Below are 22,119 nucleotides of genomic sequence, written 5' to 3' on the forward strand. Positions count from 1 at the left end.
TCAGTACTCCACGTCCTGCGAGCGACGGCGGATGACGGTGACCTCGTCGCGCTGGTTGCCGGTCGGGCCGTAGTAGTTGAAGGCATACGTGAACTGCGCGTAGCCGCCCGCGAGATGGGTGGGCTTGAGCAGCAGCCGCGTCAGGGAGTTGTGGATGCCTCCGCGCTTGCCGCTGACCTCGGTCTTCGGGACGTTCACGTTGCGGTCCTGGGCGTGGTACATGTACACCGTGCCCTCGGGCATCCGGTGGGTGACCACGGCGCGGGCGGCCACGACGCCGTTGCGGTTGTACGCCTCGATCCACTCGTTGTCCTTCACGCCGATCTTCTCGGCGTCGGCAGTGGACATCCAGATCACCGGGCCGCCCCGGGACAGGTCGAGCATGTACTTGTTGTCCTGGTAGTTCGAGTGGATGGACCACTTCGAATGCGGGGTCAGATAGCGCACGGTGACCTCTGCCCGGCCGGCCTCGTGCAACTGCTCGTCGCCGAAGTGCCGAGGTGAGTTCAACGGCGGCCGGTACACCGGGAGTTGCTCACCGAGCTCTGTCATCCAGTCGTGTTGCACGAAGAAGTGCTGGCGGCCGGTGAGGGTGTGCCAGGGCTTCTTGTGCTCGACGTTGATGACGAACGGCGAGTAGCGTCGGCCACCGGTCTCCGAGCCCGACCACTCGTACGACGTCATCACGGCCCGGGGCTGGGTGCGCGTGTCGGCGAAGGTGATCCGCTCGGCCTCGCGCTCGGAGGCCAGTTCCACCAGGCCCTCGCTGCCGGTCTGCCGCTCCAGCACCCGGAAGCCTTCCGTGGCGAGCCGCCCGTTGGTGGTGCCGGACAGGGCGAGGATCGCCTCACACATGTCGGAGGCGGTCGCCAACGAGGGACGGCCCTCCGCGATTCCGTCGCGGACGGTTCCGCAGCGGTGCCGCAGTTCGTCGATCTCCCGGTCGGGGTGCACGGTGACGCCCTTGGTGGTCGTCCCGAGCGTGTCGAGCAGCGGGCCGACGGCGCGCATCTTCTCGGCTATGGCCGCGTAGTCGCGCTCAATGGTGACGAGTTTGGGCATGGTCCGGCCGGGGATCGGCTCGCACTCGCCCGCCTTCCAGTCCCGTACGGCACCTCCGGGCTGGGCGAGTTCGTCGGGGGTGTCGTGCGTGAGCGGCACGGCCAGGACGTCCGTGCGCGTCCCCAGGTGCTCGGCGGCCAGCTCGCTGAACCGGTCGGCGATGGTCAGGAACGTGTCGTAGTCGGTGCGGGCCTGCCAGGGCGGGGCGATGGCCGGGGTGAAGGCGTGGACGAAGGGGTGCATGTCGGTCGAGGACAGGTCGTCCTTCTCGTACCAGGTCGCCGCGGGCAGGACCACGTCGGCCATCAGCCCGGTCGAGGTCATCCGGAAGTCCATGCAGACCAGCAGGTCGAGCTTGCCCTCGGGGGCCTCCTCATGCCAGACGATCTCCTCCGGGCGCCCCTCGGGTGGGGTTTCCTGGGAGCGGACGGCGGCGTCGGTACCGAGCAGGTGACGCAGGAAGTACTCGTTGCCCTTACCGGAGGAGCCGAGCAGGTTCGCCCGCCACACGGTCAGCACGCGCGGGAAGTTGGCCGGGTCGTCGGGGTCCTCTACGGCGAACCGCAGCCGCCCCGACTTCAGCTCGTCGACGATGTGCTCGGCGACCGGTCGGCCCGCCCGCGCCGCCTCGTCCGCCAGATCGAGGGGGTTGCGGTTGAAGCCGGGGTGGCCCGGCGTCCAGCCCAGCCGCACCGCCTGGGCCAGGCAGTCGGCGAAGCCCTTGCCCTGGAACCTCCCCTGCCCGAGGGGGGAGGCCAGCTCGTCGGGCCCGAAGGCCTCGTAGCGCCACTGGTCGGAGTTCAGGTACCAGTAGGAGGTGCCGGCCATGTGCCGGGTGGGACGCTGCCAGTCGAAGGCGAACGCCAGGTGCTGGAAGCCCGTCAGCGGACGGACCTTCTCCTGGCCGACGTAGTGCGCCCAGCCTCCGCCGTTGACGCCCTGGCAGCCGGTCATCGTGGTCAGCGCCAGGAAGGCGCGATAGATGGTGTCGGAATGGAACCAGTGGTTCGTGCCCGCGCCCATCGCGATCATCGAACGGCCCCGGGTGCGTTCGGCGTTGCGGGCGAACTCGCGGGCGATGCGGGCCGCCTGCTCGGCCGGCACCGAGGTGATCGTCTCCTGCCAGGCCGGGGTGTACGGCTGGGACGCGTCGTCGTACGCCAGCGGCCAGACACCGGGCAGACCGGGCCGGGCCACCCCGTACTGGGCCAGCATCAGATCGAAGACCGTGGTGACGAGCCGCCCGCCGACGCGGCGCACGGGCACCCCGCGCACCATGACCGAGCCGCCCTCTGTCGCCCCCTCGTCGAACCGGGGCAGCGTCACCCGCACCGTGTCCTCTGCCGACTCCAGCAGACTCAACTCCGGCACCACGCCGCCCAGATCGAGGTTCCAGCGGCCCTGCTCGGCTTCCCCCCAGCGGAAGCCGAGCGAGCCGTTCGGCACCACCGGTTCACCGGTGGCCGAGTCGAGGAAGACCGTCTTGGACTCGGCGTGTTCGGTGTCGTGTCCGAGATCGGCGGCCGTCAGGAACCCGTCCGGGACGAGACCGTGTTCATGCTCGCGCAGGCCCACCAGGAAGGGGGCATCGGTGAACTTCCGCAGGTAGTCCTGGAAGTAGGGAACTTCGCGTTCGACGAGGAACTCGCGCAGGATCACGTGGCCCATGGCCATCGCCAGCGCCCCGTCGGTGCCCGGGTGCGGGGCCATCCACTCGTCGGCGAACTTGACGTTGTCGGCGTAGTCGGGGCTGACCGCGACGACCTTGGTGCCGTTGTAGCGGGTCTCGGTCAGGAAGTGCGCGTCGGGGGTGCGGGTGACGGGGATGTTGGAGCCCCACATCACCAGGTAGCCCGCGTTCCACCAGTCGGCCGCCTCGGGGACGTCGGTCTGGTCACCGAAGACCTGCGGGGAGGCGACCGGCAGGTCGGCGTACCAGTCGTAGAAGGACAGCAGCGTCCCGCCGATCAGCGACATGAAGCGGGAGCCGGCCGCGAAGGACGCCATCGACATCGCGGGGATCGGGGAGAAGCCGGCGACGCGGTCGGGGCCGTACGTCTTGATGGTGTGCACCTGGGCGGCGGCGACCAGCTCGGCCACCTCGTCCCAGTCGGCACGCACCAGCCCGCCCTTGCCGCGGGCCCGCTTGTAGGCGCGGGCCTTCGCCGGATCGCCGGTGATCTCCCCCCACGCCGCCACCGGGTCACCCAGGCGCCGCCGGGCCTCGCGCCACAGCTTCAGCAGCGCGCCCCTTACGTAGGGGTAGCGGACCCGGCTGGGGGAGTAGGTGTACCAGGAGAACGACGCACCGCGCGGGCAGCCGCGCGGCTCGTACTCGGGGCAGTCGGTGCCGATCGACGGATAGTCGGTGGCCTGGTGCTCCCAGGTGATGATCCCGTCCTTGACGTACACCATCCACGAGCACGAACCGGTGCAGTTCACGCCGTGCGTGGAGCGCACCACCTTGTCGTGCGCCCACCGGTCCCGGTAGAAACCCTCCCACTTCGGGTCGGCTTCGCCGAACACTGCGCGTCCGTCGGCCGAGACCTCACGGCGGCTCAGCAGCCTGCGCGCGGCCAGCGGCCAGCCTCCTTCGACGCGCGACTGTCCGGGCCGTGCCTTCTGATCGTTCTCCATGGTCGTGAACGTTAGGTTTTTGCCATCGGCAGGGCCTTGGGCCTAACGGCCCTCACTGCACGTCCTACCGGTCCCGTCCATGTCCGGCTCTGGGGGACCGAGGTCCCTCTTGCCAACCGTTGAATGCTTGTTTGGGGCCTTATGCGCGGACGTTGGGAGGGCGCGGCTGCCGTGGTGCATGGGAGCGGACGCCAGACGAGCGGTGTCGGCTGTGCCTGGGCCGAAGCTCCCTCGTGGACCCGGCCGTTCGGCCCTGTTTGCTATCGGCGATCGAGGACCAGCGACGCTGTGGCCGGAGCCCGCCCGGCCCAGGCGCCGACGGGGACGGCCTGATGATGCTGTGGCGTGATCGACCCGAAGCTGCCACGGACTGTCGCGTCCCGCCGCCCGGCCACCACCTCCACTCGCGCCGAAGGTGCCACGGCAGGCGCGGCGTGCCTCCGGGTCGGTCACCATCCGGTCGTCCCACCGCGTACCCGCCGCGTCAGGGACGTGGCGGACGAACAGCCCTACCCGCACCGGCCGGTCGGACCGGCCGTGAACTGCTGGAGACACCCTGATGAGTGCTGTCACCCTCGCCTCGGCCCCCGAGGACGCCACCGCCCTCGCAGCGGCGGAGGAGCACCACGCCCAGTTGGCCGGCGAACTGGCCGGACGCGTGGCGATGCTGCTGACCGCCGCGGAACGTGACGCCCGGGCAGCCGAGAAGATCCGCGCCGGGCTCGTCGCCTTCTGTGAGCGGGAGCTGCTGCCGCATGCGAGCGCGGAGGAGACCACGCTGTATCCCGCCGCGCGGCACCTGCCCGACAGCCGCCTGCTCATCGAGAGCCTGATCGCCGAGCACAGCTGCCTCATGTCCCTGGTCGACGCCCTGCGCGCCGCGCCCACCCCCTTCGGCGCGGCGACCGAAGCCCGGGCCCTTCAGGTGCTCTTCGAAGAGCACGTGGCCAGGGAGAACGGCCTGGTGCTGCCCCTGCTCGCCGTGGCACCGGCCATCCGTCTGGCCGCGCTGCTCGGCGAAATGCGTGAGGAACTGGCGCGGCGTACGCCGACTGGCGGTACCGCCGCGTCCCGGAACACGGTCAGCGACGAGACTGAGGAGAGCGGCGGCTGCGGCGGACAGTGCGGCTGCGGCGCTGGGAAGGAGGCTGACGTTCCGGAACTGGACGTGCGCTCGGTCCCTCACGCCCTGCGCCACGCCACGGTCTTCGGCGCGCTCGACGCCGTCCCGGCCGGAGCCGCCATGGTGCTGATCGCACCACACGACCCGCTGCCGCTGCTGGCGCAGATCGAAGACCGCAGCCCCGGCACCTTCTCCGTCGAGTACCTGGAACGCGGCCCCGAGGCCTGGCGGCTCCAGCTCAGCCACCGCTGACCGCGCCCTGCCCGCATGCACACGAGAACGAAGGACGAGACATCATGAACGCTGCGCGCCGCCGCACCAGCACCTTGATCGGCATGGTCGGCCTCGCGGTGGGAGCCGCCGGACCGGTCATGCTGCTGCGGGGCCGCAGCGGCAGGCAGGAGATTCGAGCGGAACTGGCCGCGCAGAAGATCACGTTCCCGGATCACGGTCTGCCCCCGCGCCTGGCTCACTTCGCGGGCAGCCCCGTAGAAACCGGCCCTGCCGCCCATGCCTACGCCGAGCTCATCAAGGACCATCTCGTCAAGGCCACCGGTGGACGCACCTACGCGCAGATCACCGAGGAACTGCACGCCGGCGGAGGCGACGACGAGAAGCTCGCCCAGCTGCGCCAGACTGCCTTCATGGGCGAAACGCTGCGCGGCTCCCTCCTGTCCGCCTACCAGGCATGGCACCTCACCACGCTGGTCACGGGCCTGGGAGGTGCGCTGACCGGTCTCGGCGCGGCGCTGGTGGCCACGGCGAACGCCCTGGGCACGAACCCGCGTTGCCGGTGATCTGCCCGGCCCCGTAAGCCACACCTCGTCCTTCGGCCGGTTCGAGCCGGGGCAAGCCCCCCTACGTCCCGAGTGCCGAAGGACGATCCGCGCGCGTGCCGGATTTGGCGGTCCTCTCAACCTCTGCAACACGTCGCAGGGTTGGCCGAGTGCGTGCGCCCTGAGCTGCCTTGTGGAACGAGGGACTGTTGGCCCACCGCGAAGGGCTGATCGGCCGCCGCGCCGGACCAAATCGACGCCGCATGCTGATCAGCGACCGATCCGGAGGTATTCCGTGTACTACTGCAACCAGCGTCCGTGCGGCTGCCTGCACGCTGGGCGCGGCCACCGGATGGCTTGTCGCGGGCGTCATCGCGTACGCGGCGATCCTGGCCACCGGACCGCTGGCCGAAGCGCCGGACGGTATCGGCTCCCTGGTCCTGGTGTGGCTTGCCGGATTCGTCGCACAGGTCCTCATCGGCGCCCTGACGTATCTCCTGCCGATCGTGCTCGGTACCGGCCCCAAGGAACGGGCCGAGCTCAGGGCGGTGCTGGAGCGTGGCTGGCCGGTCCGCCTGGCGACCCTCAACACAGGTGTTGCACTGCTGGCGCTCCCGCTGCCCGGTCTTGTCGGCGCAGCCGGCGTGCCGCTGGTCGCGGCGTCCGGAGTGACGTTCCTCGTTTCGACGGTCTGGGTCCTGGTTCGAGGTGTGGGCCGCGTCGGAGAGGGCGGCTCGTCGCGACGGCCGGTCCTGCTGGGCTCGGCGGCGGGCGCCGTACTCACCGTATTGGCTGTCATGGTGGCCAACAGCGGCGGCGGCACGGACAGCTCGACCGTCGCCGCCGGGGCGGGCAGCGGCGTCGCCACCGTCACGCGGACCGTCGACGTCACCTTGGCCGACATGCGCATCCAGCCGGGCCGGATCGAGGTCCCCAAGGGAACCGGACTGAAGCTGAAGGTCACCAACGAGGACGCCCAGCACCACGACCTGAAGGTCGAATGCGGCCCCGCCACCCCCGCTCCTCTCCCAGGGCCAGACTCGCACCCTCGACGTCGGACAGGGCACCAGGAATCGCACCGCCTGGTGCACCCTGCCCGGACACCTGGCCGCCGGGATGACCCTCGACATCGTCGTGGAGACCAGTTCCGGCGAGACCACCGCCGGCCACGACGGGCAGATGTCCATGGCCGGCAGCAGCGGAGGCCTGGATCTCGCAGCCGACTTCTCCCACGGCTGGAAGGCCCGTGACGCCTCGCTGGCCCCGGTGGCCGGAGGAACGGTGCACCGGATCGAGTTGCACGCCGTCCGCCGGACCATCGTGGTCGCTCCGGGCGTCAAGCAGCAGATGTGGACCTTCGGCGGCACCGCGCCGGGGCCCACTCTGCACGGCAAGGTGGGCGACGTCTTCGAGATCACCATCGTCAACGACGACCCCACCATGGGCCACGGCATCGACCTCCACGCCGGCTCCCTCGCCCCCGACCAGGCCATGCGGACCATCCAGCCCGGGCAGCGCCTGGTCTACCGCTTCCGCGCCGACAGGGCCGGGGCCTGGCTGTACCACTGCAGCACGGCACCGATGCTCCAGCACATGGGCAACGGTATGTACGGCGCCGTCATCATCGACCCGCCGGGCCTGGCGAAGGTGGACCGCGAGTACGTGTTGGTCTCCTCCGAGCTGTACCTCGGTACCCCTGGCAGCGCGGCCCAAGTGGCGAAGATGCGTCAGGACACTCCGGACGCCTGGGTGTTCAACGGCATCGCCGCCCAGTACGCCAAGGCGCCGCTGAAGGCGACAGCGGGGCAGCGCGCCCGCTTCTGGGTGGTGGCCGCCGGACCGAGCGACGGCATCTCCTTCCACATGGTCGGCACCGTCTTCGACACCTTGTACAAGGAAGGTGCCTACCTGCTCGAGCCCGGCCAGGCCGGCGGTTCGCAGGTCCTGGACCTGGCCGTGGCCGAGGGCGGTTTCGTCGAGACGACGTTCCCGGCGGCCGGGCGCTACTCCTTCGTCGATCACGACATGCGCCATGCGGAAGCCGGGGCGACGGGCATGATGGAGGTGAGCAAGTAGTGGGCACCGTCGGCCTGTGGTCCCTGGTGCGCTTCCTCCATGTGACGGGCGCCGTTGTGTGGGTCGGTGGGCAGTTGGCCCTGACCCTGGTGGTGCTGCCACTGGCCCGGCGGATGTTGTCCGCGGAGGCCAGGGATCGCTTCGCGGCCGAGGCTGGCCGCCGGTTCGGGCTTCTGACGGGGACGGTGTTCCTCCCCGTCCAACTGGGTACCGGGTGGGCCATGGCCTGGCACAAGGGCGTCACCCGGGCCTCGCTCGCCGAGCCCGGGTACGGGCGCACCCTTGCCACGAAACTCGGATTGTTCGTGCTGGTGATGCTCGCGGCGGCAGGGCACGGCATCGCCTACTCCAAGGGCCCGCGCCGAAATGGCCCGGGCGTTGGCCGTCGTATCGCTGGTCGGCTCGCTGGGTGTCGTCCTGCTCGCCACCGCCTTGCCCGCCACGTAGACCGCGCGCGGCGCGGACATCCACGACGAGACGCCGCCTTCGGCCCGGGTCGTCCGGTCCGCAGCCGGGGACGGACGGCCCTCGCGATGCGTCCTGTGACGACCGAAGGTAGACGACATACGGGGAGCCCCCCACACCACTGGGGCCCCTCACAGGAGTTGAGGAGCCGCGCATGCAGACCCGGGAGATCGACGCCGGCGTGCTGGAGACGCTGATGGCCGCGGCCGTGGCGGCGCCGTCGATCCACAACACGCAGCCGTGGCGCTTCGGGCTGCAGGCGGCCACCCGGACCATCGAGGTCCGCGCCGACAACAGGCGAACACTGCCGCTGGCCGACCCCGACCGACGGGCCCAGCATCTGTCCGTGGGCGCCGCGGTCCTCAACCTACGGGTTGCCACCGCGCACCTGGGCTGGGACCCCATGGTCCGGCTGCTGCCCGATCCCCGCGAGCCGGACGTGCTGGCCACCGTACAGCTGACCACCCCCGCGGGAGAGTTGCCGGACTGCCGGTGGCTGTACCCGGCCGTCGAGCGGCGCCACACCAGCCGGATGCCGTTCACCGGTCGTCCGGTACCCGAGGCGGTCGTGGCGGAGATGGCCGAGGCCGCACGGGCCGAGGGCGCGCGCCTGCACGTCCCGGACTTCGCCGAAACCCGGCTGCTGCTCGGGCTGACCGCCGAGGCCGAAGCACGCAACCAGGCCCACCCGGCACGGACCGCCGAATCCCGCACCTGGATCACCGCCCCCGGTGCGCACGTGCCCTACGGCATCCCGCTCACCGCTCTCGGCCCACAGGACGCGGACGGACGGATACCGATGCGCGACTTCACCGGCCGACTGCCCGTACCGCACCTGCCGGACCGGCGCTTCGAGCGTCACGTTCAGATGGCCCTGCTGTGGACGGCCCACGACCGGCGAGAGGACTGGCTGCGCGCGGGACAGGCCCTGGAACACGTGCTGTTGACTGCCACCGCGCATGGGGTGCGCACCTCCTTGCTGCACCAGGCGATGGAATGGCCGGATCTGCGGGCGGCGGCCTGCCTGCCGCAGCGGCGCTGCTGTCCCCAGCTGATCATCCGGTTCGGCTATGGACCGGACGGTGGCCGCACACCGCGTGCCTCCGCACAGACGGTCCGGCATCGCGTGGACTGAGCGGGCCGCCCCCCCCACGGGGCCGCTGACACCCCGCGGTGCGCTGGGTCAGTCCCTGACGGGCGTGCCGATGATCTCCCGCCCGGTGACCATCTCGGCCTCGATCCGCAGGAAGACCCAGTCCTGGGTGACCACCCAGGAGAGCGGGCCGGTCCGGGAGAGGCGTTCGTGTTCCGCGGGATCGGTCACCGCGGTGGCGCGGCCGGTGACGACCACGCTCCAGCCCGAGTGCTCGGCGGCGTTGAAGTCGTCCGCCTCGAAGGCGACCACGACTCCGTCGACAGCGCGCACCAGGTCGGACGTGGCCGAAGTGCGCACCAGGATCGAGGAGTCCGTGTCCAGGCCGAAATTGACGGGGAGGACAGCGGGCAGCGCCTGTCGGGTGTAGACGATGCGTCCGACCGGCACCTTGGCCAGCAGGCGCAGGCACTCCTGCCGATCGAGTGCGCGGAAGCCGTCGTTGTGGGACATCGGTCCATACTCTCTCACTCGGCCGAGGCCGTGATAGGGCCGGAGGGCCCTCATGGTCGTCTTCTGCCCGCAGGTGAAGCGAACTCACAGCGCGGGTGTCCGAGGGGCCGCCTGGTCATACGTGATCGGATGAAAGGCCCGCTCACGGGGTCGGACGGCCCCAGAACGACCAGGCCTGAAAGGGCCGGCCTCCCCTCACCGGTCTCCGGCCCGCGGAGAGGGCCGGTCGGCCCTGACGGCCCGCCCGGTGATCGGCCCATACGGCCCCCGCGCGAGGACCGGTCGGATGGGCAGGAGGCACCGACGGCCCCATGCACCAGCGCCCCGGATCACGAAACCTGGACAAGGGTCGCCGCGCCGTCAGAGCGGGGTGGCCGGAACCTTGCGATCAGGGAGGGACACGATGGTGGTCCAACGGTCTGGGAGAAGCGACGCGACATCGTCGGCGCACGAGCCGGTGCCGGGCCGCGCCTGGCTGATGCTGGCGCTGGCCACGGTCGGCTTCGCCGTCAACTTCTGGGCCTGGGCGCTGCTCAGTCCGCTCGGCCCGCGGTTCAAGGACAGCCTGCACCTCAGCTCGTTCCAGCAGTCGCTGCTGGTGGCGGTGCCGGTCGTGGTCGGCTCCCTGGGCCGCATCCCGATCGGCGCGCTCACCGACCGATTCGGCGGACGGGTGATGTTCCCGCTCGTGTCGGCGGCCACCATCGTGCCCGTGCTCTACCTGGGCCTTGCCGGGCACTCCTCCCTGACCGCCCTGCTGGTCGGCGGGTTCTTCCTCGGCATCGGCGGCACCGCGTTCGCCGTCGGCGTCCCCTTCGTCAACGCCTGGTTCCCGCCCGAGCGGCGCGGTCTGGCGATCGGCGTCTTCGGCGCCGGCATGGGCGGCACCGCCATCAGCGCCGTGACCACGGTCAAGCTGGTCAAGGCGCACAGCATGGCCACCCCGTTCCTGATCACCGCCGCGGTCCTGGCCGTCTACGCGCTGATCGCCGCGCTGCTGCTGCGTGACGCGCCCGGCCGTACCGTGCCCACCGAGCCGCTGGCCCGCCGGCTGGGTGCCACTCTGAAGCTCGGGATCACCTGGCAGGCGTCCGCGCTGTACGCGGTCGCGTTCGGTGGCTACGTCGCCTTCTCCGTCTACCTGCCCACGTACCTCAAGACCGGCTACGGGCTCACCCAGGCCGACGCCGCGAACCGCATGGCCGGGTTCGTGCTCCTCGCCGTGGCCATGCGCCCGGTCGGCGGCTGGCTGTCCGACCGCCTGGGCCCGGCACGGGTGCTCGCCGCGGCGCTGTCCGTGGTCGTGGCCGGAGCGGTCGTCCAGTCCTTCACCCCGGACCTCGCCCCGGTGGGCACCATCGCCTTCCTGGCCATGGCCGCCGCGCTCGGCGCGGGCAGCGGAGCGACCTTCGCCCTGGTGGCCCTGCTGACTCCGGCCAACAAGGTCGGCTCGGTCACCGGCGTGGTCGGAGCCGCGGGCGGGCTGGGCGGCTTCCTGCCGCCGCTGGTGATGGGCTCGCTGTACGGCAAGTACGGGACGTACGCGGCCGGCCTCGCCCTGCTCGCCGTCGTGGCCGCGGCTGCGCTCGCCTACACCCTCACCGGTGTCCGCGCCGCCGCCGAAGGCAGCGAGCGGAAGCAGCGCACCGGCCGCCCGCGTGGCCACCGCACCGCACGCACCACCGCGTAGGCGAGGGGACGCGAACGGTGCGTCGAGCAACGACGGCGGGCTACGGGCGGGTTGAGAAAAACCGGCACATTGAGGAAGGAGGAGAAGTCCGGTGTGCGAGTACTGCGGCTGCCAGTCGCTGACGACCATCGAGGAACTGACCCGGGAGCACGACGAGGTCGTCCGCCTCATCGGCCACCTTCGCACCGCTCGCCAAGGGGGGAGTGTGGGCCGGATGGCCGAGACCGCACGGGAGATCGCGAGGGTCCTCGACCCGCACACCCAGGTCGAGGAGCACGGACTGTTCCCGGCCCTGGCCGCCGAATTCCCCGACCAGATCGCCGCTCTGGAGGCCGAGCACCGGCAGGTGGAAGCGGTGCTGGCCGAGACCGCAGACGGCGTGACGCCTTCGGACCCGACCTGGCCGGACCGGCTGATCGAGGCGATGGACATGCTGCGCGACCACATCCTCAAGGAGCAGGACGGCGTCTTCCCGGCCGCACTCGCCAACCTCAGCATCGAGGAGTGGGAAGCGGTCGAGGCCACGCGTGCCAAGGCAGGCAGCACCCTGTCGCGGCCGGCCGCCTGAACGTCCGGCTCTGCACGCAGACGATCTTCAACAAGCCGCGCGGGGTTCCGGGCTGATGCCGACAACCGGATCACCGGCGCCCGGCTGGTCAAGGACGCTTTGGGCTGGCACATCGCCTTCCGTGTGCAGACATGGGCAGTCAAGCCCGAGCCGCACCAGGGGCCGGAAGCCTGCATTGACGCCTTGCCTGCCGGACGGCACCGGCGACCGCGACAAGTGGCTGACGCCCAAGGAGAAGGCCAAGCTCCTCCAACTGGAGCGGCAGGCCGCGCAACGCAAGACGTTCCGCAGGCACGGAGAGAAGACCTCCCGCCGTTTGCAGCACACCTACGATCAGATCAAGCAGCTGCGAGCGAAAGCCACGCGACGAGCCCTCGACTGGCAGCACCAGACCACCACCTACCTCGCCCGCACCTACGGCACGGTCGTGGTCGAACAACTCGACATCCTCGGCATGACCAAAGCCCCCAAGCCGAAGCCCGACCCCGACAACGAGGGCGAGTTCTTGCGCAACGGCGCCAGGGCGAAGGCCGGGCTCAACCGCTCCATCGCCCAGGAGGCGTGGGGTCGGACCGTGACGATGCTGACGTACAAGAGCGCCCGCTTGGGCGGCCGGCTCCTCAAGGCCCCGCCCCGCACACCTCCCAGCGGTGCTCAGCCTGCGGCTTCATCTCCCCTGGCAGCCGAGAGAGTCAAGAGAAATTCGCGTGCAAGAACCCCGACTGCGGCTTCGTCGGCAATGCCGACTGGAACGCGGCCCGCAACATCGTGCACCTGTACCGGATCGGCCACGTCATCGTGGAGGTCCCGGCCGCCGGAAGGCGCGGTCGCAGGGCGGGTAAAACCGTCAAACCTGCCGCAGCAATGCAGGCAGGAATCCCCTTCCTGAGCTTGCGAAGGGAGGGGAGAACTTCAACGGAGCCGCGACACCCAGCTCGTCAACTCGGCACTCGCCCTCCCCGCCGCGGCTGGGAGAGTGTGGGCTGATCATTGCTGTGCAGGCATTCCGCCGAAGGCTCGTGACCTCAGCGCCTGTCAGCAACCGAGTTCCGCTCCAGTACTTCCTTCATCCGCTGGTGGCGGGCGAACTCACGCCCCAACGGGGGAGTGTGGACGCGTTGCACGAGGAGGGACCAGAGACCGGCCCCCACCCCGACGACGGCCGGTATCAGCAGCCAGACCAGTGCTCCCACGGGCGCGCCTCCTTCGGCCGTATGTGCGGGCGCCTTTCCGATCTCAGCTGGTGTAAACGGGGTGAGTCCTGGCCTTCTGGCTCAGCAAAGGGGTGGTGGTGGCGGAGGACTCGGGGCTCCCGTCGAGGGATGCTCCGTTTGGCTCTCTGCGGCAGGTGTGCCCCGAACGGCCCTGGTGGGCACCCGGCGCGGCAGCAGAGGGTGGGGTTTGCAGACCGGCATGTACGGCACCCGGAGCCCGGCCCCGACTCGGAAAGGATCCCCGATGTCCGTCGACACGCAGCAGACGCCCGTCCAGCTGGAGGAGGATGAGCTGAGGTCACTGGACGCCCACTGGCGCGCCGCGAACTACCTGTCCGTCGGCCAGATCTACCTCATGGCCAACCCCCTGCTCACCGAGCCCCTGCGCCCCGAGCACGTCAAACCGCGGCTGCTGGGCCACTGGGGTACGTCGCCCGGCCTGAACCTGGTGCACACACACCTCAACCGCGTCATCAAGGCCCGCGGCCTGGACGCCCTGTGCATCTGGGGGCCTGGTCACGGCGGCCCGGCCGTGCTGGCGAACTCCTGGCTGGAGGGCTCGTACACCGAGATCTACCCGGACATCACGCGCGACGCGGGCGGCATGGGCCGACTGTTCAAGCAGTTCTCCTTCCCCGGCGGGGTGCCCAGCCATGTCGCACCGGAGACGCCGGGCTCGATCCACGAGGGCGGCGAGCTCGGCTACTCGCTCTCCCACGCCTACGGCGCCGCCCTCGACAACCCGAACCTGCTGGTCGCCTGCGTGATCGGTGACGGTGAGGCGGAGACCGGACCGCTGGCTGCCTCCTGGCATTCCAACAAGTTCCTCGACCCCGTCAACGACGGCGCGGTCCTGCCGATCCTGCACCTCAACGGCTACAAGATCGCCAACCCGACCGTCCTGGCGCGGCTGCCCGAGCACGAACTCGACGAACTGCTGCGCGGCTACGGACATGCCCCCATTCACGTCACCGGCGACGACCCGATGGCCGTCCACCGGGCGATGGCCGCCGCGATGGACGACGCACTGGAACGCATCGCGGCCATCCAGAGCAGCGCCCGGGAGGACGGCGTGGCGGAGCGGCCGCACTGGCCGGTGATCGTGCTGCGCACTCCGAAGGGCTGGACCGGCCCGGCCGAGGTCGACGGCGTCCCCGTCGAGGGGACCTGGCGTGCCCATCAGGTCCCGCTGGCCGCCGTACGGGACAATCCCGAGCACCTGCGGCAGCTGGAGCAGTGGATGCGCTCCTACCGTCCGGAGGAACTGTTCGACGAGCACGGCGCTCCGCGTCCCGACGTGCTCGCCTGTATCCCCGAGGGCAGGCGCCGACTGGGCGCCAATCCCCACGCCAACGGCGGCCTGCTGCTGCGCGAGCTGCCGCTGCCGCCCCTGGAGAAGTACGCCGTCGAGGTCGACAAACACGGCGCGACCCTGCACGAACCCACCCGCGTTCTCGGCGACCTGCTCGAGGACGTCATGCACGCCACGAGTGGACGGCGCGACTTCCGGCTCGTCGGCCCCGACGAGACCGCCTCCAACCGCCTCCAGGCGGTCTACGAGGCCAGCGGCAAGGCCTGGCAGGCCCAGGTGCTCCAGGTGGACGAGCACCTCGAGCGTCACGGCCGGGTGATGGAGATCCTGTCCGAACACACCTGCCAGGGCTGGCTGGAGGGCTACCTCCTCACCGGCCGGCACGGGCTGTTCTCCTGCTACGAGGCGTTCGTGCACATCGTCGACTCGATGGTCAACCAGCACATCAAGTGGCTGCGCACCACCCGCCGTCTGCCCTGGCGCGCTCCGATCGCCTCCCTCAACTACCTGCTGACCTCGCATGTGTGGCGCCAGGACCACAACGGCTTCTCCCACCAGGACCCCGGCTTCGTCGACCACATCCTCAACAAGAGCCCCGAGGCGGTACGGGTGTACCTGCCGCCGGACGCCAACACCCTCCTCTCCGTGGCCGATCACGCACTGCGCAGCAAGGACTACGTCAACGTCATCGTGGCCGGCAAGCAGCCCTGCTTCGACTGGCTCTCCATTGAGGAGGCGAAGGTCCACTGCGCGCGCGGTGCAGGTATCTGGGAGTGGGCGGGCACCGAGGACGGCACCCGTGAACCGGATGTGGTGCTGGCCTGCGCCGGCGACGTTCCGACCCAGGAGGTGCTGGCCGCCGCCCAGTTGCTGCGCCGGCAGCTGCCGGAGCTGACGGTGCGGGTGGTCAACGTCGTCGACATCGCGCGGCTGCTGCCGGGCGAGGAACATCCGCACGGGATGAGCGACTTCGAGTACGACGGCCTGTTCACCCCGGACAAGCCCGTGATCTTCGCCTACCACGGTTACCCGTGGCTGATCCACCGTCTGGCCTACCGCCGCACCGGCCACCGCAACCTGCACGTGCGCGGCTACAAGGAGATCGGCACCACCACCACGCCGTTCGACATGGTGGTCCGCAACGACCTCGACCGCTACCGCCTCGTCATGGACGTCATCGACCGCGTCCCCGGCCTCGCGGTCCGCGCCGCCGCCGTACGCCAGCACATGGAGGACGCCCGCCAGCGCCACCACGACTGGATCCGCGAACACGGCATGGACCTGCCCGAGGTCGCCGACTGGACGTGGGATGGCTGACCAGCCGTCTTCCGTCTCCGACGCCCCGGCCGCACGACAGCCCGTGGCCGGGGTACGACACCATCCAGCGGTGATCGCTCATCACAGCTGGCGTGCCGAGGACGTTCAGCTCCGCGTCGCCGACGCCATCACCAAGTTCGCCGGCTCGATGACGTTCGCCTACATCCACGCCGGAAGCGTCAGCCTGTTGACGAGAGCGGAACGATCCACTCGACGACGGTGCCACTCGGCTGGTTCGCGCGGACGCTGAAGTTGCCGCCCAACTCCTCTGCGCGCTTGCCCAGGTTGGCCAAGCCGCTGCGGCGGGTGGTCGCCGGGTCGATTCCGCGGCCGTTGTCGGCCACCTGCAGCCGCAGAGCGGAGTCGGTGACCTCGACGCCGACGTCGACGCTGGTGGCGTGCGCGTGCCGGGCGGCGTTGGACAGGGCCTCGCCGAGCACGGCCAGCAGTTGCTCGGCTTGTCCGGCGGATACGGCGGTGTCCAGCAGCCCGGTCATGCGGAGCGCGGGGGAGAAGCCGAGCGGCTCGACGGCCCGTTCGGTGGCCGCCACCAGTTGCGCGCGCAGCCCGCTGCCGCGCCGGGTCCGGTCGTGCTCGCGCAGGCCGTAGATGGTGGAGCGGATGATCTTGATGGTGTCGTCCAGGTCGTTCACGACGCGCTGGATCCGTTCGCCGACCTGCGGCCGGTCGGAGACTCGGCCCAGCGTGGACTGCAGAGACAGCGCCCCGGCGAACAGCCGCTGGATGACCAGGTCATGGAGGTCCCGGGCGATCCGGTCACGGTCGTTGAGCACGACCATGCGCTCGGTGTCGCGCCGGTGCTCGGCGACGTCCAGTGCCAGCGCCGCCTGGTTGCCGAACCCGGTGACCATGTCGATGACGGCGTCGGTGAAGAGAGAACCGCCGGGTAGGTTCGCGACCTGCAGCACGCCGCGGACGTGCTCGCGGGTGCCGAGGGGGACGAAGAACGCCGGGCCCAGCTCCACCACCGAGGCGCTGCCGCCCTCCGCGCGCGGGTCGGCGCTGACGGCCTCGCTGGTGATCGTCTCGCCGGACGTGTAGACCTTGGCGGCCAGTGTCGAGGCGGGCAGCAGCAGCCCGCGGACCTCTTCGCAGGGCGCGCCCGAGGCGGCCTCGATGACGAGCTCGCCCTTGTCTCCGACCGGCACGGCCAGGGTGACCAGGTCCGCGCCGGCGATCTCGCGCACGGTGGTGGTGAAGGAGTCCAGCACGGCGCCGGGCTCCGCGCCGGACAGGAGGCTGCGGGTCAGTTCGTTGCTGGCCGCCAGCCACCGCTGTCGGTGGTGGGCGTCCTCGTAGAGACGTGCGTTGTCGATCGCCACGCCGGCCGCCGCGGCCAGGGTGCGCAGCACTGCCTCGTCGTCGCTGTCGAACTCCGCGCCGCTCTGCTTGTTGGTCAAGTACAGGTTGCCGAAGACCTGGTCCCGCACGCGGACAGGGGCGCCGAGGAAGCTGGTCATGGGCGGGTGCCCGTCCGGGAAGCCGGCGGAGTCCGGGTGGTCCGCCAGGTTCGCCAGGCGCAGCGGCTCCGGGTGCCGGATGAGCAAGCCGAGGATGCCCTCGCCGCGCGGGTAGTTCCCGATGCGGGCGATGGCCTCCTCGTCGATGCCGACGGTGACGAACTGCTTGATCGTGCCTTCCTCGCCCAGCACGCCGAGCGCCCCGTACTGGGCGTCGACCAGGGAGACCGCGGATTCCACGATGCGGTGCAGCACCACCTCCAGGTCGAGGTCGGAGCCCACCGCCAGCACCGCGTCGAGCAGCGTGTGGACCCGGTCCCGGGCCGCCCGCACCTGCGCCACCTGCTGCTGCAGGTCGTCCAGCAGCACGTCCAGCCGCAGCTGTGGAGACATCCCCGACGCCTCCATCTCACGCGAACCCTGCGCGCGTTCTTCCACCACAGCTCCCCTCACCGTCTCTCCCCCAAGAATGCCCGACGAGCGAAATCTGTTCGACGGCACCCGGTGCATGGGCTGCACGCGTCTCATGATCGGTCAGCCGTCGGCGGGCTGTCGCACGGGCCAGCCCGTGCGACAACGGCGTTACAGGGCAACCTCACGATGCACACACTGAATGGGCCGACAGCGCCGGTTGCCGCCCGAACCGGCGCCGCGTGCCGTGGCGTCCCAGGCGAACCGGCGTCGCGCGCACGAACCGACGAGAGCCCACCGGAGCCCCCGCTTGGACCGTTCGGCCCATGCCGGCGCAGCGGCAGTGCCCGAACCTGAAGACGTCACGCGACGGATCCAGTCGCGCGACGCGAGCCCTCTGGAGGTCGCCATGATCGGCGCTCCGCACCTGGTGAGCGATGTGATGACCGGCACCGTCGTCGCCCTGCGGCGCGGGGCCACGTTCAAGGAGATCGTCAGGACCATGCAGCGCTGGCACGTCAGCGCCATGCCCGTGCTGGCGGACGGGGACCGGGTGGTCGGGATGGTCTCCGAGGCCGATCTGCTGCCCAAGGAGGAGTTCCGCGACGGCGATCCCGGCCGGTGGACCCAACTGCGCCGACTCGCTGACCTGGTGAAGGCCGGCGCCGTCACCGCCGGGGACCTCATGAGCGCCCCGCCCGTCACCGTCGAGGCCGGGGCGACCCTCGCTTGGGCCGCCCGGATCATGGCGCTGCACCAGGTGAAGCGACTGCCGGTGGTCGACGAGGAGGGGGCGCTGCGCGGCATCGTCAGCCGTTCCGACCTGCTCAAGGTGTTCCTGCGGGACGACGAGGACATCGCCGGCGAGGTACGCCGGGATGTCGTCGCCGAGTTGTTCCCTGCTCCGCCCGAACCGATCCGGGTCGCCGTGCGCGACGGTGTCGTGCGGATCACCGGACGGGTCACCGACACCGCCCTGGTCCCCGTCGCCGCTCGGCTGGCGCGTGCCGTCGAGGGCGTGGTGGACGTGGACTGCTCCCTCCTGGGCCCACGCCGACACCCTGACCTCGACCCGGATCTGCCGGACGTCGGGATGACCGCCCCACCCCCGGGAGCCGTCGGCGCGGGCTGAGACGGCCCCCAACCGGCAGGCGTCCCGCGGACGTTGTGTGCCAGGGCCGACCGGGTCCAGGTGGGGCCAGGTCGGCCCACGCACGCCTCGACCCCCCGGCGGGACGCTGGAAGCGGCCGAGAAGAGGAGGAGGGACATGACTGGCATGATCGAGCGGCTGCCTGGCTGGCCGGCGCTTCCCGACCTGTTCGGGTGGGTCGAGTCCGGCTTCCCGGGGGCGCACACGGTCCCCGGACTGCACGGCATCCGGATCGAAGAGCACCTGGCGGACGAGAAGTACGTGCTGCGGGCGGAGCTCCCGGGCATCGACCCCGCCAAGGACCTTGAGATCACCGTCGCGGAGGGCGTTCTGACCCTTCGGGCCGAGCGGAGTGAGGAGACCACACAGAAGCACCGCACGGAGTTCCGTTACGGCACCTTCGCCCGCTCCGTCCGGCTGCCGGCCGGGGCCAAGGGCGACGAGGCCGCCGCCGAGTACAAGGACGGCGTCCTGACCGTCACGATTCCGGTGCCCGAGGCGAAGACGGGCACGAGGACCATCCCCGTGCGACAGGGCTGAGAACGACGCGAGGTGCGCGGTCGGTTTCACCGGCCGCGCACTTCCGTGTGTGCCGGCGCCGACCGGTCCACGGCCCGGCGGGCCGCCGGGGGCCGGTCGGGCCGTTGCCAGGGTCTGGACGGCCCCATGCGGTGTGCGGCCCGCCGATGAACGCTTGAGGCCTTGGAGGATCCGGACGAGGGAGGGCTGCCATGAACGGTCCGGTGGTGGTGGGAGTGGACGGTACGTCGGCGGGTCTGGACGCCGTGGAGGCCGCGGCACGGCAAGCCGAACGGCGCGGTGCCGAGCTGCGGCTGACGCACGCCCTGACGTGGCCCTCGCGGCGGGTGCCGGCCGGCGTGGCGCCCTGGGACCCGGACGGCGCCGGAGCCGGGGGCCGGGTCAACCAGGTCCTGTCCGACGCCGAGGAGCGGGCCCGCGGGATCGCGCCGCACCTGGCGATCAGCCGCGAAGTCCTCTTCGGCGAGCCCGAGACGGTACTCGGATCCGAGGCGCGTGCCGCCTGTCTCGCCGTGGTGGGCGGCCACCGGGTGAACGGAACACGCGGCCGCCTGCGCGGGTCGGTCGCCGGCCGGCTGACCGCCCACGTGGACTGCCCGGTGCTGGTGGTCGGCGGCGGCCACACCCGGACGGGTCCTGTCGTGCTCGCGGCTGACCAGCACACGGCTGCCGATGCCGCCGAGTTCGCATTCGCTGAGGCGGCGGAGCGTGGCGCGGACCTCGTGGTGCTGCGCACGAGGCGGGGCGGCGGTACGCCGGTCGGCGTGCTGGCCGGTCTGCGTGAGCGATACCCGCACGTGGCCGTGCGCACGGCGGCGGTCCGTGGCCGCCATCACCGAGCCCTCCTCGAGGCGAGCTCGGACGCCCAGCTCGTCGTGGTCGCCGTGCGGCGGCGGAGCGGCAGGGCGGCCCTTGTGTCGGGCTCCGACGGGCGGTCAATGCTGTGGGACGCGCGCTGTCCTGTCGCCCTGGTGCCGTCAACGGGCCGATGACCTCCCGCCAGGACCGGCCCGATCCTCCCGTCGGCTGCCAGGAAGTGAGACCTTTTAGGTGTGTTCGTCCTCATTGCGCCCGTGAGGGGGTGTGACCGATGCGGAAGCTCCACCGCGGGAACCTTCTGGGATGGCGCTGGCGCCGCAATCCGCTCCGTCGGCACAGCGACGTGGTCGAGGCGTGGCTTGTGCTGGTCGTCTGGACGGTCGCGGCCGTGGGGGCGGTGGCCGCCGGGGTGATCGCGGCGCGGATCGCGGACCGGGTCGTGGAACAGGACAGGACGGGACGCCGCCCCGTGTCCGCGGTGCTCGTGCGGACCGTGCCCGGCAGCGGGCGGGACGTGGTCACGGGTCTCATCGGAGACCGCCTGCGAGCGACGGTGCGCTGGACCGACGCGCAGGGAACAGTGAGGACCGGCGCGACGGACGTGCGATCCACGGCGGCACCGGGCAGCACGGTGACGGCGTGGACCGACGGACGCGGCCGACTGGTGTCGGCGCCCATGAACCCGGCCGCGGCAACGACCCGCATCGTGCTGCTCGGCACCGGGGCCGCCCTCACCGCCGGACTGACGGTGCTCGGCACCGGGGCGCTGGCGAGGCTGCGGATCCAGCGGCGCGCCACCGAGCGGTGGGGTGCCGAGTGGGAGCGGGTCGGCCGGCAGTGGGGACACACGACCGGCTGAACCGCCCGGGGCCGCTTTCCGGCGTGGGCGGGACAGACGGCCCCTGCCCCCTCGCGGCGGACGGGCCCACGATGGCACCGCGAGCGAAAAGCGGGACCCAGCGGAGGGAAACGACATGACTGCCCAGGACGTGGTCGTCGGAGTCGACGGCTCGATCATCGCCGTACGCGCACTGGACCTGGCCGCCGAGGAGGCACTCCGTCGCGGGGCCACCCTACGGGTCGTGCACGCCGTTCCCGACCGCGACGAGGCCGCGCCGATCCTCGCCGCGGCCGCCGAACGAATCCGCGAGCGCCACCCCCGGCTGCCCTTCGTGACCCTGCCCGTCCAGGACGGCACCGTGCGCGCACTGGCCCGCGAGGCCGCCGACGCGGCACTCACCGTCGTCGGCACCCGCGGAATGGGCGGGGTCGGCGGCACCCTGTTCGGCTCGGTCAGCCTGCGTCTGGCCGCACACACGCACGGCCCGCTGCTGGTCGTGCGCGGCGACCACCCGTGTGCCGACGGGCGGCCGGTGCTGCTCGGCCTGGACAGCGACGCCGACGCCGACGCGGCCGCCTACGCCTTCGAGGAGGCTGAGCGGCGTACGGTGCGGCTGCGCGTCCTGCACGCCCCGGCCCACCGGCACACCGCCCCCGAACTGCCGTCCCTGGTCCCCGCCACCAGCCCCGGCCAGCGGCGACAGGCCCGCGAGGAGCGCGCCGAGGAGGCCGTGTCGCGGTTCGGGATCGCCAGGTTGCGGGAGGCGCACCCCGCGGTCGGCGTCGACACGGAGACCGTACGCACCGGTCCCTCCCACGCGCTGCTGGAGGCCACCCGTGAGTGCGCGGTCGTCGTCATCGGCCGGCACCGGCACCTCGGCCCCGTCGCGCACACCCTGCTGCACCGCTCCCACTGCCCGGTGGTGCTGGTCCCGGCCACCTCCTAATGATGTTGTCAAACCGCAGGCGTGACGGACGGTTTGCTTTGGTAGCACTGTCCGTCACGGATGAGGGCCCACAGGACGTTGACC

General features: G+C 71.1%; 17 protein-coding genes and 1 pseudogene. 14 read left to right on the forward strand and 4 right to left on the reverse strand.

Going from position 1 to position 22,119, the window contains the following annotated elements:
* A complete protein-coding gene (locus ACIRVK_RS33110) occupies window positions 1-3,699 on the reverse strand; it encodes a nitrate reductase subunit alpha (RefSeq protein WP_404253664.1) in 3,699 nt (1,232 codons plus the stop codon).
* Between the two features lie 559 nt (window positions 3,700-4,258).
* On the opposite strand from ACIRVK_RS33110, the gene ACIRVK_RS33115 reads away from it, so the two are divergent.
* From ACIRVK_RS33115 to ACIRVK_RS33135, 5 genes are all read left to right on the forward strand, one after another.
* A complete protein-coding gene (locus ACIRVK_RS33115) occupies window positions 4,259-5,074 on the forward strand; it encodes a DUF2249 domain-containing protein (protein WP_404253666.1) in 816 nt (271 codons plus the stop codon).
* Between the two features lie 44 nt (window positions 5,075-5,118).
* Entirely contained in the window at window positions 5,119-5,619 is a 501-nt protein-coding gene (locus ACIRVK_RS33120) for a hypothetical protein (RefSeq protein WP_404253668.1), read from the forward strand.
* Window positions 5,620-5,807: 188 nt separating this feature from the next.
* Window positions 5,808-6,848, forward strand: a complete 1,041-nt coding sequence (locus tag ACIRVK_RS33125) for a hypothetical protein (protein WP_404253670.1) — start codon at window positions 5,808-5,810, stop codon at window positions 6,846-6,848.
* A complete protein-coding gene (locus ACIRVK_RS33130; RefSeq protein WP_404253672.1) occupies window positions 6,784-7,674 on the forward strand; it encodes a multicopper oxidase domain-containing protein in 891 nt (296 codons plus the stop codon). Before ACIRVK_RS33125 ends, ACIRVK_RS33130 begins: the two co-directional genes overlap by 65 nt.
* Before the next feature lie 619 nt (window positions 7,675-8,293).
* Window positions 8,294-9,274, forward strand: coding sequence for an Acg family FMN-binding oxidoreductase (locus ACIRVK_RS33135; RefSeq protein ID WP_404253674.1), 981 nt, complete (start codon window positions 8,294-8,296; stop codon window positions 9,272-9,274).
* A gap of 48 nt (window positions 9,275-9,322) precedes the next feature.
* Here the strand turns inward: ACIRVK_RS33135 and ACIRVK_RS33140 are convergent, their stop codons facing one another.
* A complete protein-coding gene (locus ACIRVK_RS33140; protein WP_404253675.1) occupies window positions 9,323-9,745 on the reverse strand; it encodes a pyridoxamine 5'-phosphate oxidase family protein in 423 nt (140 codons plus the stop codon).
* Between the two features lie 403 nt (window positions 9,746-10,148).
* On the opposite strand from ACIRVK_RS33140, the gene ACIRVK_RS33145 reads away from it, so the two are divergent.
* From ACIRVK_RS33145 to ACIRVK_RS33155, 3 genes and pseudogenes are all read left to right on the forward strand, one after another.
* The gene (locus ACIRVK_RS33145; RefSeq protein ID WP_404253677.1) at window positions 10,149-11,435 is read left to right on the forward strand and encodes a nitrate/nitrite transporter; all 1,287 of its coding nucleotides are present in this window, start codon (window positions 10,149-10,151) and stop codon (window positions 11,433-11,435) included.
* 91 nt (window positions 11,436-11,526) lie between these two features.
* Window positions 11,527-12,003, forward strand: coding sequence for a hemerythrin domain-containing protein (locus ACIRVK_RS33150; protein WP_404253679.1), 477 nt, complete (start codon window positions 11,527-11,529; stop codon window positions 12,001-12,003).
* Window positions 12,004-12,045: 42 nt separating this feature from the next.
* Window positions 12,046-12,990 (forward strand): annotated as a pseudogene (locus tag ACIRVK_RS33155) (RNA-guided endonuclease InsQ/TnpB family protein); the annotation flags it as partial.
* A 38-nt stretch (window positions 12,991-13,028) separates the two neighbouring features.
* Here the strand turns inward: ACIRVK_RS33155 and ACIRVK_RS33160 are convergent.
* Window positions 13,029-13,196 (reverse strand): hypothetical protein, encoded by a 168-nt coding sequence (locus tag ACIRVK_RS33160; protein ID WP_404253681.1) that lies wholly within the window; start codon window positions 13,194-13,196, stop codon window positions 13,029-13,031.
* Between the two features lie 265 nt (window positions 13,197-13,461).
* On the opposite strand from ACIRVK_RS33160, the gene ACIRVK_RS33165 reads away from it, so the two are divergent.
* A complete protein-coding gene (locus ACIRVK_RS33165) occupies window positions 13,462-15,846 on the forward strand; it encodes a phosphoketolase (RefSeq protein WP_404253683.1) in 2,385 nt (794 codons plus the stop codon).
* Window positions 15,847-16,025: 179 nt separating this feature from the next.
* Here the strand turns inward: ACIRVK_RS33165 and ACIRVK_RS33170 are convergent, their stop codons facing one another.
* Window positions 16,026-17,720: a GAF domain-containing protein gene (locus ACIRVK_RS33170; RefSeq protein ID WP_404253685.1), complete on the reverse strand. Its 1,695-nt coding sequence runs from the start codon at window positions 17,718-17,720 to the stop codon at window positions 16,026-16,028.
* Between the two features lie 427 nt (window positions 17,721-18,147).
* Between ACIRVK_RS33170 and ACIRVK_RS33175 the strand changes: the two genes are divergently transcribed.
* The 5 genes from ACIRVK_RS33175 (at window position 18,148) to ACIRVK_RS33195 (ending at window position 22,035) form a co-directional block, all read left to right on the forward strand.
* Window positions 18,148-18,870, forward strand: a complete 723-nt coding sequence (locus ACIRVK_RS33175; RefSeq protein WP_404253687.1) for a CBS domain-containing protein — start codon at window positions 18,148-18,150, stop codon at window positions 18,868-18,870.
* 136 nt (window positions 18,871-19,006) lie between these two features.
* Window positions 19,007-19,429 carry an Hsp20/alpha crystallin family protein gene (locus ACIRVK_RS33180; RefSeq protein ID WP_404253689.1) on the forward strand — a complete coding sequence of 141 codons (423 nt, stop codon included), beginning with the start codon at window positions 19,007-19,009 and terminating at the stop codon, window positions 19,427-19,429.
* Between the two features lie 191 nt (window positions 19,430-19,620).
* Complete coding sequence (locus ACIRVK_RS33185) at window positions 19,621-20,421, forward strand: universal stress protein (protein ID WP_404253691.1); 801 nt, start codon at window positions 19,621-19,623, stop codon at window positions 20,419-20,421.
* Between the two features lie 98 nt (window positions 20,422-20,519).
* Window positions 20,520-21,107 carry a hypothetical protein gene (locus ACIRVK_RS33190; RefSeq protein WP_404253693.1) on the forward strand — a complete coding sequence of 196 codons (588 nt, stop codon included), beginning with the start codon at window positions 20,520-20,522 and terminating at the stop codon, window positions 21,105-21,107.
* A gap of 115 nt (window positions 21,108-21,222) precedes the next feature.
* The gene (locus tag ACIRVK_RS33195; protein WP_404253696.1) at window positions 21,223-22,035 is read left to right on the forward strand and encodes a universal stress protein; all 813 of its coding nucleotides are present in this window, start codon (window positions 21,223-21,225) and stop codon (window positions 22,033-22,035) included.
* The last annotated feature ends 84 nt before the right edge of the window (window positions 22,036-22,119 follow it).

This window comes from Streptomyces sp. NPDC101152, assembly GCF_044768275.1.
Classification (GTDB): Bacteria; Actinomycetota; Actinomycetes; order Streptomycetales; family Streptomycetaceae; genus Streptomyces.

Bases quoted from the DNA above. Each gene is read 5' to 3' on its own strand.
- ACIRVK_RS33110 (WP_404253664.1), bottom strand. From the start codon at position 3,699: ATGGAGAACGATCAGAAGGCACGGCCCGGACAGTCGCGCGTCGAAGGA.
- ACIRVK_RS33115 (WP_404253666.1), top strand. From the start codon at position 4,259: ATGAGTGCTGTCACCCTCGCCTCGGCCCCCGAGGACGCCACCGCCCTC.
- ACIRVK_RS33120 (WP_404253668.1), top strand. From the start codon at position 5,119: ATGAACGCTGCGCGCCGCCGCACCAGCACCTTGATCGGCATGGTCGGC.
- ACIRVK_RS33130 (WP_404253672.1), top strand. From the start codon at position 6,784: ATGGCCGGCAGCAGCGGAGGCCTGGATCTCGCAGCCGACTTCTCCCAC.
- ACIRVK_RS33135 (WP_404253674.1), top strand. From the start codon at position 8,294: ATGCAGACCCGGGAGATCGACGCCGGCGTGCTGGAGACGCTGATGGCC.
- ACIRVK_RS33140 (WP_404253675.1), bottom strand. From the start codon at position 9,745: ATGTCCCACAACGACGGCTTCCGCGCACTCGATCGGCAGGAGTGCCTG.
- ACIRVK_RS33145 (WP_404253677.1), top strand. From the start codon at position 10,149: ATGGTGGTCCAACGGTCTGGGAGAAGCGACGCGACATCGTCGGCGCAC.
- ACIRVK_RS33165 (WP_404253683.1), top strand. From the start codon at position 13,462: ATGTCCGTCGACACGCAGCAGACGCCCGTCCAGCTGGAGGAGGATGAG.
- ACIRVK_RS33170 (WP_404253685.1), bottom strand. From the start codon at position 17,720: ATGTCTCCACAGCTGCGGCTGGACGTGCTGCTGGACGACCTGCAGCAG.
- ACIRVK_RS33175 (WP_404253687.1), top strand. From the start codon at position 18,148: ATGATCGGCGCTCCGCACCTGGTGAGCGATGTGATGACCGGCACCGTC.
- ACIRVK_RS33180 (WP_404253689.1), top strand. From the start codon at position 19,007: ATGACTGGCATGATCGAGCGGCTGCCTGGCTGGCCGGCGCTTCCCGAC.
- ACIRVK_RS33185 (WP_404253691.1), top strand. From the start codon at position 19,621: ATGAACGGTCCGGTGGTGGTGGGAGTGGACGGTACGTCGGCGGGTCTG.
- ACIRVK_RS33190 (WP_404253693.1), top strand. From the start codon at position 20,520: ATGCGGAAGCTCCACCGCGGGAACCTTCTGGGATGGCGCTGGCGCCGC.
- ACIRVK_RS33195 (WP_404253696.1), top strand. From the start codon at position 21,223: ATGACTGCCCAGGACGTGGTCGTCGGAGTCGACGGCTCGATCATCGCC.